This is a genomic window from Bradyrhizobium sp. ERR14, assembly GCF_014198235.1.
Taxonomy (GTDB): Bacteria; Pseudomonadota; Alphaproteobacteria; order Rhizobiales; family Xanthobacteraceae; genus Bradyrhizobium.
The window spans coordinates 288,740-301,382 of sequence record NZ_JACIHD010000003.1; the positions used below are offsets into that span (position 1 = coordinate 288,740).

At 65.0% G+C, this 12,643-nt stretch carries 12 protein-coding genes; 9 read left to right on the plus strand and 3 right to left on the minus strand.

Features of this window, described 5'->3' with window-relative positions; translation table 11 throughout:
- Window positions 1-215: 215 nt before the first annotated feature.
- A complete protein-coding gene (locus GGD62_RS11150) occupies window positions 216-491 on the plus strand; it encodes a hypothetical protein (RefSeq protein ID WP_183708482.1) in 276 nt (91 codons plus the stop codon).
- Window positions 492-542: 51 nt separating this feature from the next.
- On the opposite strand, the gene GGD62_RS11155 is transcribed toward GGD62_RS11150, so the two are convergent.
- The gene (locus GGD62_RS11155) at window positions 543-2,036 is read right to left on the minus strand and encodes an NAD-dependent succinate-semialdehyde dehydrogenase (RefSeq protein ID WP_183708484.1); all 1,494 of its coding nucleotides are present in this window, start codon (window positions 2,034-2,036) and stop codon (window positions 543-545) included.
- A gap of 119 nt (window positions 2,037-2,155) precedes the next feature.
- Window positions 2,156-2,476: a hypothetical protein gene (locus GGD62_RS11160; protein WP_018319440.1), complete on the minus strand. Its 321-nt coding sequence runs from the start codon at window positions 2,474-2,476 to the stop codon at window positions 2,156-2,158.
- Between the two features lie 348 nt (window positions 2,477-2,824).
- Between GGD62_RS11160 and GGD62_RS11165 the strand changes: the two genes are divergently transcribed.
- Both GGD62_RS11165 and GGD62_RS11170 read left to right on the plus strand, forming a co-directional pair.
- Window positions 2,825-4,018 (plus strand): serine hydrolase, encoded by a 1,194-nt coding sequence (locus GGD62_RS11165; RefSeq protein ID WP_183708486.1) that lies wholly within the window; start codon window positions 2,825-2,827, stop codon window positions 4,016-4,018.
- A gap of 118 nt (window positions 4,019-4,136) precedes the next feature.
- Window positions 4,137-5,831: an AMP-binding protein gene (locus GGD62_RS11170; protein WP_183708782.1), complete on the plus strand. Its 1,695-nt coding sequence runs from the start codon at window positions 4,137-4,139 to the stop codon at window positions 5,829-5,831.
- Between the two features lie 155 nt (window positions 5,832-5,986).
- Here GGD62_RS11170 and GGD62_RS11175 read toward each other — a convergent pair whose 3' ends face one another.
- A complete protein-coding gene (locus tag GGD62_RS11175) occupies window positions 5,987-6,988 on the minus strand; it encodes an adenosine kinase (protein ID WP_183708488.1) in 1,002 nt (333 codons plus the stop codon).
- A 125-nt stretch (window positions 6,989-7,113) separates the two neighbouring features.
- Between GGD62_RS11175 and murJ the strand changes: the two genes are divergently transcribed.
- The 6 genes from murJ to rimI all read left to right on the plus strand — a co-directional run bounded on the left by murJ (window position 7,114) and on the right by rimI (window position 12,630).
- Window positions 7,114-8,646, plus strand: a complete 1,533-nt coding sequence (murJ, locus tag GGD62_RS11180; RefSeq protein ID WP_183708490.1) for a murein biosynthesis integral membrane protein MurJ — start codon at window positions 7,114-7,116, stop codon at window positions 8,644-8,646.
- 82 nt (window positions 8,647-8,728) lie between these two features.
- Window positions 8,729-9,781, plus strand: a complete 1,053-nt coding sequence (trpS, locus tag GGD62_RS11185) for a tryptophan--tRNA ligase (protein ID WP_018319435.1) — start codon at window positions 8,729-8,731, stop codon at window positions 9,779-9,781.
- 91 nt (window positions 9,782-9,872) lie between these two features.
- Complete coding sequence (locus GGD62_RS11190; RefSeq protein ID WP_026202179.1) at window positions 9,873-10,367, plus strand: universal stress protein; 495 nt, start codon at window positions 9,873-9,875, stop codon at window positions 10,365-10,367.
- Window positions 10,368-10,670: 303 nt separating this feature from the next.
- Window positions 10,671-11,240 (plus strand): NifU family protein, encoded by a 570-nt coding sequence (locus GGD62_RS11195; protein ID WP_018319433.1) that lies wholly within the window; start codon window positions 10,671-10,673, stop codon window positions 11,238-11,240.
- Window positions 11,241-11,452: 212 nt separating this feature from the next.
- Window positions 11,453-12,148 (plus strand): tRNA (adenosine(37)-N6)-threonylcarbamoyltransferase complex dimerization subunit type 1 TsaB, encoded by a 696-nt coding sequence (tsaB, locus tag GGD62_RS11200; protein ID WP_183708784.1) that lies wholly within the window; start codon window positions 11,453-11,455, stop codon window positions 12,146-12,148.
- Window positions 12,145-12,630, plus strand: coding sequence for a ribosomal protein S18-alanine N-acetyltransferase (gene rimI / locus GGD62_RS11205; protein WP_183708492.1), 486 nt, complete (start codon window positions 12,145-12,147; stop codon window positions 12,628-12,630). Before tsaB ends, rimI begins: the two co-directional genes overlap by 4 nt.
- Window positions 12,631-12,643: the final 13 nt, after the last annotated feature.

Consider the following 12,643-nt stretch of genomic DNA (forward strand, 5'->3'; position numbering starts at 1 on the left):
CATTCACACTTCGCTGTCGTCCCGGACAAGCGTAGCGCAGATCGGGAACCGTCCGACGAGCAGAGAATTCGGATTTAAGTGGAGCTCGTCCTTAGGGCGGCGCTTTGGCCCCATCTGGGCTGCGATCTCGACTCCATTGATCCAGATCAAACCGGGAGCCAACGATAACAGGAAGCTGATCACCTCGGCTTGATACAACAACGAGGGAGATTGCCATGAGGCTGGTCGGCATCAAGCGAACGCTACTTTTTGCAGCCTTTCTGGGCTGCGGAATTTTCGGCTTAACCGAATGGTCGAACGACGCCGGCACTGTGTTCGGCGTTTCAAGCGCCGAAGCCAGGGTCGGTCGGCCGGCAACTCCCGCGAGCGTTGCCGGCGTTGCACGCCGAACCACGCGGCGCGCGGTCGTCGGTGGCGCGGCTGTGGGTGCGGCAGCTGCCGGCGCAGCATGCGTCCGCGTCTATGTGAACGGCGCCTACGTGTGCCGCTGATGCCTTCGCGCCGGCGATTCCAATCGCCGGCGCGGGACCCTCGATTGCCGGTCAGATCCCAGCCATCATCACGTATTTGATCTCGACATATTCTTCCATGCCGTGACGTGAGCCCTCGCGCCCCAGGCCGCTTTCCTTGACGCCGCCGAAGGGCGCGACTTCCGTGGTGATCAGACCGGTGTTGACGCCGACCATGCCGCACTCCAGCGCTTCGGCGACGCGCCAGACGCGGCCGAGATCGCGGGAGTAGAAATACGAGGCCAGGCCGAACGGCGAGGCGTTGCACATCGCGACCACATCGGCTTCGTCCTTGAAGCGGATCACCGGCGCCAGCGGGCCGAAGGTTTCCTCCTGCGACACCAGCGAGTCCGACTTGACGTCGGCCAGCACGGTGGGCTCGAAGAACGAGCGGCCGAGCTCGCTGCGCTTGCCGCCGGTCACGACCTTGGCGCCGCGCTTCACCGCATCAGCAATGTGGCGCTCGACCTTGTCGACCGCCTTCATGTTGATCAGCGGGCCCTGCGTGACGCCGCTCTCGGTGCCGTCGCCGATCTTCATCGCGGCGACCTTCTTCGAGAGCTTCTGCACGAACTCGTCGTAGATCTTGTCCTGGGCGTAGAGGCGGTTGGCGCAGACGCAGGTCTGACCCATGTTGCGATATTTCGAGACGATCGCGCCTTCGACCGCAGCGTCGATATCGGCGTCGTCGAACACCACGAAGGGCGCATTGCCGCCGAGCTCGAGGCCAAGCCGCTTCACGCCGACGGAGGCCTGCTGGTAGAGGATCTTGCCGACCGCGGTCGAGCCGGTGAAGCCGACGAAGCGCACTGCCGGATGCTCGCACAGCACCTTGCCGATCGGCGGGGCGTCCCCGGTGATGATGTTGAGCACGCCCTTGGGGATTCCGGCCTTCTCGGCAAGCACGGCCAGCGCCAGCGCCGACAGCGGCGTCTCGTTGGCAGGCTTGAGCACCACGGTGCAACCGGCGGCGAGCGCCGGGGAGACCTTGCGGGTGATCATCGAGTTCGGGAAATTCCATGGCGTGATCGCGCCGCAGACGCCGATCGGCTGCTTGATCGCGAGCAGCCGCGCGTCGGGCCGCTGCGTCGGAATGGTCTCGCCGTAGACGCGCCTCGCTTCCTCGGCGAAGAACTCGATATAGGCCGCACCGATATCGACCTCGCCGAGCGCTTCCGAGAGCGGCTTGCCCTGCTCGGAGGTCAGGATCAGCGCGAGATCCTCGCGGTTGGCGATGATCAGCTCGAACCATTTGCGCAGGATGTTGGAGCGCTGCTTGGCGGTGTGCTTGGCCCAGGCCGGAAAGGCACGCTGAGCGGCCTCGACCGCCTTGGTGGTATCGTCGGCACCGAGCTGCGGCACTTTTGCAAGCTCGACGCCGGTCGCGGGATTGTTCACCGCGAAGACCGGCGTGCCGACCCAGTTGCCGTCGATGTAGCAGGCCTCCTTCAGGAGCGAGGGGTCTTTCAACCGGTCGCGCAGGGTGGCGGTGGCTTGCGTGGCGCGTGCGGCAGCGGGCGGGGTCATGGCGTTACTCCTCGAACGATCATTTCGGGGCGATCGGATCGGCCGGAATATAGGGACAAGCAGCGCGCAATGCACCGTCCCACAACGCACATCTGATGGGAGCTAAACCGGCAGCGGCCTTAGGCCGCGCCGCTCATATAGGTCTCGCGGCGACCGATCATGCGTTCGGCCGCGGCCTTGGCGTCGGCCTTCGACGAGGTTGCGCAGGTACGGTATTCGAGATCGGGAACGTCGGACGGGTTGCGGCGGCCGAACCAGTTCTTGGAGCCCACCGGCAGCAGCGCCAGCGCCTGCGCCAGATTGTCGACTGCACCGAAGGAATAGAGCGCGCCGGTCCCGGCGATCCGCACCTCGTAGATCCCTGGCGAGATCGGCGCCTCCAGGTTCTCGCCCCGTCCGGGACGGGGATAGCGCTTCCATTCGCTCCAGGTCGAAATCATCTGAGGTCCCCCCTCGCGGCCGCTCGGCGACCGCCAAATTTGCATCAAGTCTTAACGTCGGCCGTCGATTGGCCGAGTGCTGAACGCCGCAACGCACAAAATGTTTCAAGTGCTTCAAACACAGGAATCATATCGCCAGCACCCATTCACGGTCACGGCGAGATGCGGTCATCCACCGCAGATTGTGACGGAGTGTTGCCGGTCGGCCTGCTTGTCGTCCTGCGTGGGGCACGGACCGTCAAGTCACGACATCGCGACCGCCGCGGGCATCTCGACGCGCTTGCCGCGCGGAGCGTGTGGGAGGACAATCAATCACTTCCAACAATAATCAAACCGGAGGAAACGCGCATGCAAAGCAAAACCGAGATCGACGAGATTCTCCGTCAGAAGAGCGACGCCAAGGAGATCCCCGGCGTCGTCGCCATCGCCGCCAGCGGTAACGACGTGCTGTATCAGGGCGCGTTCGGCAAGCGCGACCTGTCCAAGCCGGATGCGATGACAGCGGACAGCGTGTTCTGGATCGCCTCGATGACCAAGGCGGTGACGTCGGCGGGCGCGATGCAGCTGGTCGAGCAGGGCAAGCTGTCGCTGGATGCGCCGATCGGCGAGGTGCTGCCCGATCTCGCCAATCCGCAAGTGCTCGAAGGTTTTGATGCCGAGGGCGAACCAAAACTGCGGCCGGCGAAGGGCGCAATCACGCTGCGCCATCTCATGACCCACACTGCCGGGTTTGCCTACAACGTGTGGAACGGCGATTGCGCGCAATATCTGGAGAAGACCGGAACGCCGAACATCTTCTCCTGCCAAAATGTTGCGCTGAAGACGCCGATCATGTCCGATCCCGGCACGCGCTGGGAATATGGCATCAACATCGACTTCGTCGGCAAGGCGGTGGAAGCCGTGAGCGGCAAACGTCTCGATGCTTACTTGCGCGATCACGTGTTCACACCGCTCGGCATGAACGACACCGCCTTCAAGATCACCGACGACATGCGCCAGCGCCTGGTCGCCACGCACGCACGCGGCGAGGATGGATCGCTGGCGCCGATTCCGTTCGAGATCGAACAGAATCCGGAATTCCACATGGGCGGCGGCGGCCTCTACGGCACGGCCGGCGACTACATCAAGTTCACCCAGATGATCCTCAACAAGGGCCGCGGCAACGGCAACCAGGTGCTGAAGCCCGAGACGGTCGCGCTGATGGGCCAGAACCACATCGGTGATCTCACGATTGGCAAGATGACGACAGTGGCGCCCATGTACACCAACGACGTCGATCTCTTCCCCGACATCGTGAAGAAGTGGGGGCTCTCCTTCCTGATCAACACCGCCAAGACGCCAGAAGGCCGCAGCGCCGGCAGCCTCGCCTGGGCCGGTCTTGCCAACACCTATTTCTGGATCGACCCGGCACGCGATGTTTCCGGCGTCATCCTGATGCAGGTGTTGCCGTTCGTCGACGCCAAGTGCCTGCAGGCTTTCGCGGGCTTCGAGCGTGGCATCTATGCCGGGCTCGACGCGGGCAGCGGGAAGAAGGCGGCCTAACCCCTTAGTATGAGGCGCGCAGCGTCGCGCGCCTTCGCGGCAACGGATAACCTCGTGCTCGAAAGCTCAGCTTCGGGCACGAGGCACCAGCTTTGAGGAGACGAACTTGGCGGACGATCTGGCAGATAAAGCCGACAGCTACGTTTGCGGCATCTCGGACACGCCGCTGCTCGGCGACACCATTGGCCGCAGCCTCGACCGCGCCGTGCGGCGCTGGGGCGATCGCGAGGCATTGGTCTCGCCCAGCCACGGCGTCAGATGGAACTGGCGGGAATTCGCCGAGCGGGTCGACGCGCTCGCCGCCGGCTTTCTCGCGCTCGGGCTCGAACGCGGGGAGCGGATCGGCATCTGGTCGCTGAACCGGCCGGAATGGACGCTGACCCAATTCGCCGCCGCCAAAGCTGGCCTGATCCTGGTGACGATCAATCCGGCCTACCGCCTCAGCGAGCTCGAATTCGCCCTGAAGAAGGTCGGCTGCGCTGCAATCGTCACGGCAACCGCGTTCAAGACCAGCAACTACATGGACATGCTCAACACGCTGTTGCCGGAGCTGGCGGGCGCAAAGCCCGGACAGTTGCAAGCGGCGCGACTGCCGGCCTTGCGGATGGTGATCCAGATCGGCGGCCCGGCGGCCTCAGGCACTGTCGCGTTCGAGGAGGTCGCGCGCATGGGCCGAGCGGAGCATCGCGAAAAACTTGCCGCGCTCGGTGCTGCGCTCCAGTTCGACGACCCCGTCAACATCCAGTTCACCAGCGGCACCACGGGATCGCCAAAGGGCGTCACGCTGACCCACCACAATATCCTCAACAACGGCTATTTCACGGGACGCGCGATGCGGCTGACGGAGCAGGATCGCATCTGCATTCCGGTGCCGCTCTATCATTGCTTCGGCATGGTGATGGGCAACCTTGCCTCGGTCACGCTCGGCACAACCATGGTCTACCCGGGCGAGGGCTTTGATCCGCTCGCGACGCTGCGTGCGGTCGAGCAGGAGAAATGCACCGCGCTGTATGGCGTGCCGACCATGTTCATCGCGGAGCTCGATCACCCCGAATTCAAGAATTTCAATTTGAAATCACTGCGCACCGGCATCATGGCCGGCGCGCCCTGCCCGATCGAGGTGATGAAGCGCGTCAACACCGAGATGAACATGCGCGAGGTCACCATCGCCTATGGCATGACCGAGACCAGCCCGGTGAGCTTCCAGAGCGCGACTGACGATCCGCTCGAACGGCGCGTCTCCACGGTCGGCCGCATTCACCCGCACGTCGAGGTCAAGGTCGTCGATCTCGAAGGCAGGATCGTGAAGCGGGGCGAACGCGGCGAGCTCTGCACCCGCGGCTATAGCGTCATGCTCGGCTATTGGGAGGAGAAGGAAAAAACGTCCGACGTGCTCGACGCCAATGGCTGGATGCACACCGGCGACCTCGCCACCATCGATGCCGCCGGCTATTGCAACATCGTCGGCCGCATCAAGGACATGGTGATCCGCGGTGGCGAGAACCTTTACCCGCGCGAGATCGAGGAGTTTTTATACCGTCACCCCAAGATCCAGGACGTGCAGATCTTTGGCGTCGCCGACACCCGCTACGGCGAGGAGCTCTGCGCCTGGATCCGCGTCAGGCCGGGCGAGACGCTGACGGCTGAGGAGGTCCGCGCCTTCTGCGACGGCCAGATCGCCCACAACAAGATCCCGCGCTACGTCGAGTTCGTCGATGAATTCCCGATGACGGTCACGGGCAAGATCCAGAAATTCGTGATGCGCGATGCCGTTGAGGAGCGGCTGGGACTGAAAGCGGCGAAGACAGCGTGAGGGACTGAGTACCCTTTCCGCACGACGGCTGTCATTCCCCGCGCAAGCGGGGAATCCAGTACACTGCGGCTTCTCGATTCAATCACAACCGCCTCTGGAATACTGGATCGCCCGGTCGAGCCGGGCGATGACAGCGAGGCTGGTGCGCGACTTCCCTAAACCGTCAGCCCGCGCTGCTGGGCCAGCTCCCTCAGCGACACAAGCGGACGCGCACCGATGTGCTGGATCACTTCGGCGGCCGCGAGCGCGCCGAGCTCGCCGCACTGCTTGTGCGCGAGGTTACGTGAAAGGCCGTAGAGGAAGCCCGCTGCGAAGAGATCGCCGGCGCCGGTCGTGTCCACCAGTTTCGTGACCGGCGAGGCCGGGGCTGCGACGGCGTCGGTCGGTGTCACCACGACGCAGCCCTTCTCGCTGCGGGTGACCACGCCGAGATTGACGTCGTTGCGCAGCTGCTTCAGGGCGGTGTCGAAATCCGAGGTCATGTAGAGCGAATGCAGCTCGGATTCGTTGGCAAAGACGATGTCGACGGTGCCGTTGCGCATCAGCGCGAGAAACTCGTCGCGATAGCGGTCGACGCAGAAGGAATCCGACAGCGTCAGCGCCACCTTGCGCTTGGCATCATGGGCGATCTTGGCCGCCTTGACGAAGGCGTCCTTGGCGTTCTTGGGGTCCCAGAGATAACCCTCGAGATAGACGATGCCGGCGCCGGCGATCTCGGCCGGATCGATGTCGGCGGGCGAAAGATCCTGCGCGGCGCCGAGATAGGTGTTCATGGTGCGCTCGCCGTCACCGGTGACCAGGATGTAGGAACAGCCGGTGGCGGGGCCGTCCTGCGCGGCGGGCGTGTTGAAGGCGACGCCGGCAGCGCGGATGTCATGGACATAGAGCTTGCCGATCTGGTCATCCTTGACCTTGCCGACATAGGCGGCGCGCGCCCCCAGGCTGCCGATGCCGACGATGGTGTTGGCCGCCGAGCCGCCCGAGACCTCCGTCGCCGGACCCATGTCCTTGTAAATGGCGGCGGCGCGAGCCTCGTCGATCAGGGACATGCTGCCCTTGGTCATGCCGTGCTTGGCCAAAAAGGCCTCGTCGGTCCTGACCAGCACGTCGAACAGCGCGTTGCCGATCCCGAGAACGTCATATTTCACGTCAGCCATTCACCTTGATCCTGTTTGGCGGATTGCGATCCCTGCGGAAATCCGCTTCCTGTCATCCCGAAATCTGGCTCGCGGCCTATCACGACCGGGCCTGCGCGAGCAAGCAACGGTATGATAAAGAGCCGATGATCCGCTCCTTCCTGACCGTCTCGACGGGAACACTGGCCTCGCGGCTGCTGGGCTTTGCCCGCGATTCCCTGATCGCGGCGCTGCTCGGCACCGGCGCCGTGGCGGATGCATTCCTGGCTGCCTTCCAGCTGGTCAATGTGGTGCGCCGCCTGCTCAGCGAAGGCGCGCTGAACGCGGCGTTGGTCCCGGCCTGGCTGCGCATCCGTGACCGCGACGGCCCGGCGGCTGCGGCGGCGTTCGCCGGACGCGTGCTCGGCACGGTCAGTGCGGCGCTGATTGCGATCTCGCTCGGCATTGCCGTGCTGATGCCGCTGATCATGACGGTCATCGCGCCCGGCTTTCTCGGTACCGGCACGCTCGATCTCGCGGTCCAGAACGCGCGGCTGATGCTGCCTTATCTCGCCTTCGCCGGTCCCGTCACCGTGCTGATGGGCCTGCTGAATGCGCAAGGGCGATTTGCGCTCACCGCGTTCTCGCCGCTGCTGTTCAACATCGCGCTGATCGCCGCGATCGCTTTGCTCCTGGTCTGGCACGCCGACGCCGGCTTCGCCGCGTGGCTGCTGGCGGCCACCGTTGGCATCGCCGGCTTGCTGCAACTCCTGATGCTGCTGTCGCAGCGCAGTGCGCGCCTTGCCACGCCTCTGCGCGTCAGTTTCGACAAGGAGATGCGCAGCTTCTTCGCCAAGGCGATCCCCGGCATGATCGCAAGCTCGGGACCGCAATGGCTGATGGTCGCGGGCGCGATCATCGCATCGGCGACGCCGTCCGCGGTGTCCTGGCTCTATTTCGCCAACCGCCTGATCGAGCTGCCGCTCGGCATCGTCGGCGTCGCCATGGGCACCGTGCTGGTGCCGGAGCTGACGCGCGCGGTGAGTGGCGGCGACCGTGATACGGTGGCGCATGCACAATCGCGCGCGCTGGAGCTTGCGACCGGGCTGGCACTCCCCGCCATGCTCGGCCTGATCGTGCTGGCCGAGCCGATCGTGCGGCTGTTGTTCGAGCATGGCGCTTTCGGCGCCGGGGACAGCATGGCGACCGCGCACGCGCTGATGTGGCTGGCACTGGGTCTGCCGGCCCATGTGCTGATCAAGGCGCTGTCGCCGGCCTTCTATGCCCGCAGCGACACGATGACGCCGCTCAGGGCCACCGCCATAGGCATTGCGGTCGCGGTCGTGCTTGCCGTGCTGCTCGGCCATTTCTTTGGCGCCAGCGGGATCGCGGCGAGCATCGCGGCCGGCGCCTGGAGTGGCGCGCTCTCGCTGCTTCGGAAGGGCACCAGGGAGTTCGGCTTCTCGGTCGACACTGCTGCCCGCAACCGGCTGCCGCGGATCGTGCTCGCCGCAGCCGTCATGGGCGCCCTGCTCTGGCTGACCACGGGCCTTGTGCCTTCAGACGCGCATGGCCTCGTCCGCTTCGTAGCGCTGGGCCTGCAGATCGGGGCCGGCATCGCGGTCTATGGCCTGCTGCTGCAGATCCTGGGCGCGGCCTCGTGGCGCGAGGCGGCTGCCGCCTTGAAGCGGCCCGTCTGAACGGGCTGCGCTTGCGAATTGCCCTTGACGGGGCAGCGCCGCTGTTGGAAACGACGGCCGAATACCTATGGGAAGGCTTACCATGCCATTCGTTGAACGGGTCTTTTCGGGCGTCCAGCCGACGGGCAATCTGCATCTCGGCAATTACCTCGGCGCCATCGTCAACTTCGTGAAGATGCAGGAAACCCACAACTGCATCTATTGCGTCGTCGACATGCACGCGATCACGCAAGGGGTGGACGTCTGGGGCGGGCCGGCCGAGCTCGCGCGCAACACCCGCGAGGTGACCGCAGCGTTCATCGCGAGCGGCATCGATCCCAAGAAGCACATCGTGTTCAACCAGAGCCAGGTCTCCGGCCATGCCGAGCTCGCCTGGATCTTCAACTGCGTCGCGCGCATGGGCTGGCTCGGCCGCATGACCCAGTTCAAGGAGAAGGCCGGCAAGGACCGCGAGAACGCCTCCGTCGGCCTGTTCGACTATCCCGTGCTGATGGCGGCCGACATCCTGCTCTATCGCGCCACCCATGTGCCGGTCGGCGAGGACCAGAAGCAGCATCTCGAGCTCTCGCGCGACATCGCGCAGAAGTTCAACAACGACTTTGGCGACTCGATCCGCAACCTCGGGGCCAATGACGGGCTGTTCTTCCCGCTGCCGGAGCCCCTGATCACGGGCCCCGCGACGCGGGTGATGAGCCTGCGCGACGGCACCAAGAAGATGTCGAAGTCCGATGCGTCGGACAATTCGCGCATCAATCTGACCGACGATGCCGACACCATCGCGCAGAAGATCCGCAAGGCGAAGACCGATCCGGAGCCGTTGCCGTCAGAGGAGAAGGGCCTGGAAGCCCGTCCCGAGGCCGACAACCTCGTCGGCATCTTCGCCGCGCTCTCCGGCCGCCCCAAGGCGGACGTGCTGCGCGAATTCGGCGGCGGCCAGTTCTCCAGCTTCAAGAACGCGCTGGCGGAGCTGTGCGTCACCAAGCTGGCGCCGATCGCCGGCGAGATGAAGCGCCTCGTCGCCGACCCCGGCCATATCGATTCGATCCTGAATGAAGGTTCCGACCGGGCCCGCGCCATCGCCGACGAGACGATGAAGCTCTCCAAGGACATCGTCGGCTTCATCCGCCGGCGATAGAGACGGTCGGCGCAGTGCGCCGGCCGCATCTCCTCTCCCCAACCCTGCGGGAGTGTGGCAGCATGCCGGCCGTGCACATGCCGGGAGATGCATGACCAGCAAGCGCCTTTGCTTCGAGCCGGGTCACAAGCCCAAATGCCTCGTCGTCGTCGACGACACCGCCGAATGGGATCGCGCGGTCTACTATGCCAGCCGTTGGGCGATCCGCGCCGGCGGCGGCGTAGTGATGCTGCGCATCATCGAACCCGAACAGCAGAGCCAGGAATGGCTGGGGGTCGCCGACATCATGCGCGCCGAAGCGCAGGAAGCGGCGGAGGCCGCGCTCGACCGTGCCGCCGGCCGCGCCAACGGCATCGCCGCAATCACCCCGGAGCGGGTGATCCGCGAGGGTGTGCCGATGGAGCAACTGCTGGCGGTGATCGACGAGGACCCTGATATCGCCATGCTGGTGCTCGCCGCCAATCCGGGCGCGGAAGGGCCTGGCCCCCTGGTCGCGCTGCTGGCCCACGCGGTCGGAACCTTCCCGATTCCCGTGACCATCATTTCCGGCGCGCTCAGCGACCAAAGCGTGGATTCGCTATCGTAGGCTGCTGCTCTTCTTACCATCCCCTGGAGGGGGAGGGTCGCTACGCATGCAGCGAAGCGGAATGCGTAGCGGGGTGGGGTGACGGTCTGTCCACCTCGCACACTGCCCGTGTTGAGAGATCACCCCACCCCGCTCGCGCTGCGCGCGATCGACCCTCCCCCTCCAGGGGAGGGTAAAGCGAAGCCAACCCTCTGAAATTCATAGACTAATATCTCACATCCCCTTGATCGTGCGTTCTCCGTCGCCATCTGCTAGTGGATAAAGCACGCGCCGGCCTTGAACCGGCGACGTCTGGAGAAAACCATGTTCATTCAAACCGAAGCCACCCCCAATCCCGCCACGCTGAAGTTCATTCCGGGCCGCGTCGTGGTCGACGGCAGCCCGATGGAATTTGCGAGCCGCGAAGCCGCCGCCCGCTCGCCGCTGGCCGAAAAGCTGTTCGAGGTGCCCGGCGTCACCGGCGTGTTCTACGGATCGGACTTCATCACCGTGACCAAGGCGAACGGTGAATGGCAGCAGCTCAAGCCCGCGATCCTCGGCGCCATCATGGAGCATTACATGTCCGGCGCGCCGCTGCTCGCCGGAGGCGAAGCGCACAGCGATGCCGATCTCGACGACGAGGACGAGTTCTTCGACGAGGCCGATGCCGAAACGGTCGACATGATCAAGGACCTGATCGAGACCCGCGTGCGGCCGGCGGTGGCCAATGACGGCGGCGACATCACCTTCCGCGGCTTCAAGGACGGCATCGTCTATCTTAACATGAAGGGCGCCTGCTCCGGCTGCCCGTCATCGACCGCGACCCTCCAGCACGGCATCCAGAACCTGCTGAAGCACTTCGTGCCCGACGTGGTCGAAGTCCGGCCGATGTAAGCGCGGCATCGTAGGTGCCGTAGGGTGGGCAAAGCGAAGCGTGCCCACCATTTCCGCCATAAGGTAAAGGTGGTGGGCACGGCGCAAGTGCGCCTTTGCCCACCCTACGAAGTAAGTCATATCGGAGGCCTGCAAATCGTGCGTGACGAATGGCGTATCGGCGACTGGTTCGCTAGACTGTTCGCCATTCACCACTCGCCATTCGCTTGTCCATGCTGATCCTCGCCATCGATACCGCGCTCGACGCCTGCTCCGTCGCCGTACTCGACACCGAAACGGCCGAGCTCGTTGCGCAGGAGCAGCTTCTGATGAAGCGCGGCCACGCCGAGGCGCTGATGCCGATGATTGCGCGCGTCATGCAATCGGCCAATCTCGCCTTCACCTCGCTCGACCGCATCGCGGTCACTATCGGCCCCGGAAGCTTCACCGGCCTGCGCGTCGGCATTTCGGCGGCGCGCGGCCTTGCGCTTGCGGCCGAGCGGCCGGCGATCGGCCTGACCACCTTGTCGGCCTATGCCGCCGCCATCGTCGGCCAGAGCAAATCGGCACCCGTGATCTCTGCAATCGACGCGCGGCACGACCACGTCTATTTCCAGATCGTCGCCGGCGACGGCAGCCAGCTGGTGCGGCCGAGCGTCGCTCCCATCGACGAGGCGATCGCGGCCTCGCAATTCGGCCCGCCGCATCTGGTCGGCAATGCAGCAAACATCCTCGCCGACCGCTGGCCGAAGGATGTCCCGCAGCCGGTCGCGGTCGACGCGCAGCCCGCGCCCGATATCGGCTGGGTCGCATGGCTCGGCGCTGCCGCCGATCCCACGACGAATCCGGCGCGGCCGTTCTATCTGAAGGCGCCCGATGCCAAGCCGGCGGCACAGCCGCCATTTGCAGCACAAGCCGCGACCCCATGATGAGATGGCTGTCGGAATGGTGGCGCGGCGGCACCGCCGCCGTCGAGCCCGCATCCGTGCGTGACGCCGCTCAGCTAGCGCAGCTTCATGGCGCCTCCTTCGCGCGCGGCTGGGGCGAGGGCGAATTCGAGAGCATGCTCAGTGAGCGCAACACGCTGGTGCACCGGTTGCGCCTCGGCCGCAGGACCGTCGGATTCGCGGTGTCGCGGATCGGGGCGGATGAAGCGGAAATCCTCTCGATCGCGGTGGACGAGGCCTATCGCGGCCGCGGTCTCTCCCGCACGCTGCTGATGACCCATCTCGGCCACCTCGCGGGGCGCGGCGTGCGCACAATATTTCTCGAAGTTGAGGAAAATAACCAGCCGGCGCGGCGACTCTACGAGAGGGCCGGATTCGTGGTGGTCGGGCGCCGCGAACGCTACTATAAGCAGGCGAACGGGGAACAATTGAACGCCCTTCTGATGCGACGTGACTTGTCGTAACATTGGTGGCAGA

Bases quoted from the DNA above. Each gene is read 5' to 3' on its own strand.
- tsaB (WP_183708784.1), top strand. From the start codon at position 11,453: ATGCTGATCCTCGCCATCGATACCGCGCTCGACGCCTGCTCCGTCGCC.
- GGD62_RS11160 (WP_018319440.1), bottom strand. From the start codon at position 2,476: ATGATTTCGACCTGGAGCGAATGGAAGCGCTATCCCCGTCCCGGACGG.
- GGD62_RS11175 (WP_183708488.1), bottom strand. From the start codon at position 6,988: ATGGCTGACGTGAAATATGACGTTCTCGGGATCGGCAACGCGCTGTTC.
- GGD62_RS11150 (WP_183708482.1), top strand. From the start codon at position 216: ATGAGGCTGGTCGGCATCAAGCGAACGCTACTTTTTGCAGCCTTTCTG.
- GGD62_RS11155 (WP_183708484.1), bottom strand. From the start codon at position 2,036: ATGACCCCGCCCGCTGCCGCACGCGCCACGCAAGCCACCGCCACCCTG.
- GGD62_RS11190 (WP_026202179.1), top strand. From the start codon at position 9,873: ATGACCAGCAAGCGCCTTTGCTTCGAGCCGGGTCACAAGCCCAAATGC.
- GGD62_RS11165 (WP_183708486.1), top strand. From the start codon at position 2,825: ATGCAAAGCAAAACCGAGATCGACGAGATTCTCCGTCAGAAGAGCGAC.
- GGD62_RS11195 (WP_018319433.1), top strand. From the start codon at position 10,671: ATGTTCATTCAAACCGAAGCCACCCCCAATCCCGCCACGCTGAAGTTC.
- trpS (WP_018319435.1), top strand. From the start codon at position 8,729: ATGCCATTCGTTGAACGGGTCTTTTCGGGCGTCCAGCCGACGGGCAAT.
- murJ (WP_183708490.1), top strand. From the start codon at position 7,114: ATGATCCGCTCCTTCCTGACCGTCTCGACGGGAACACTGGCCTCGCGG.
- rimI (WP_183708492.1), top strand. From the start codon at position 12,145: ATGATGAGATGGCTGTCGGAATGGTGGCGCGGCGGCACCGCCGCCGTC.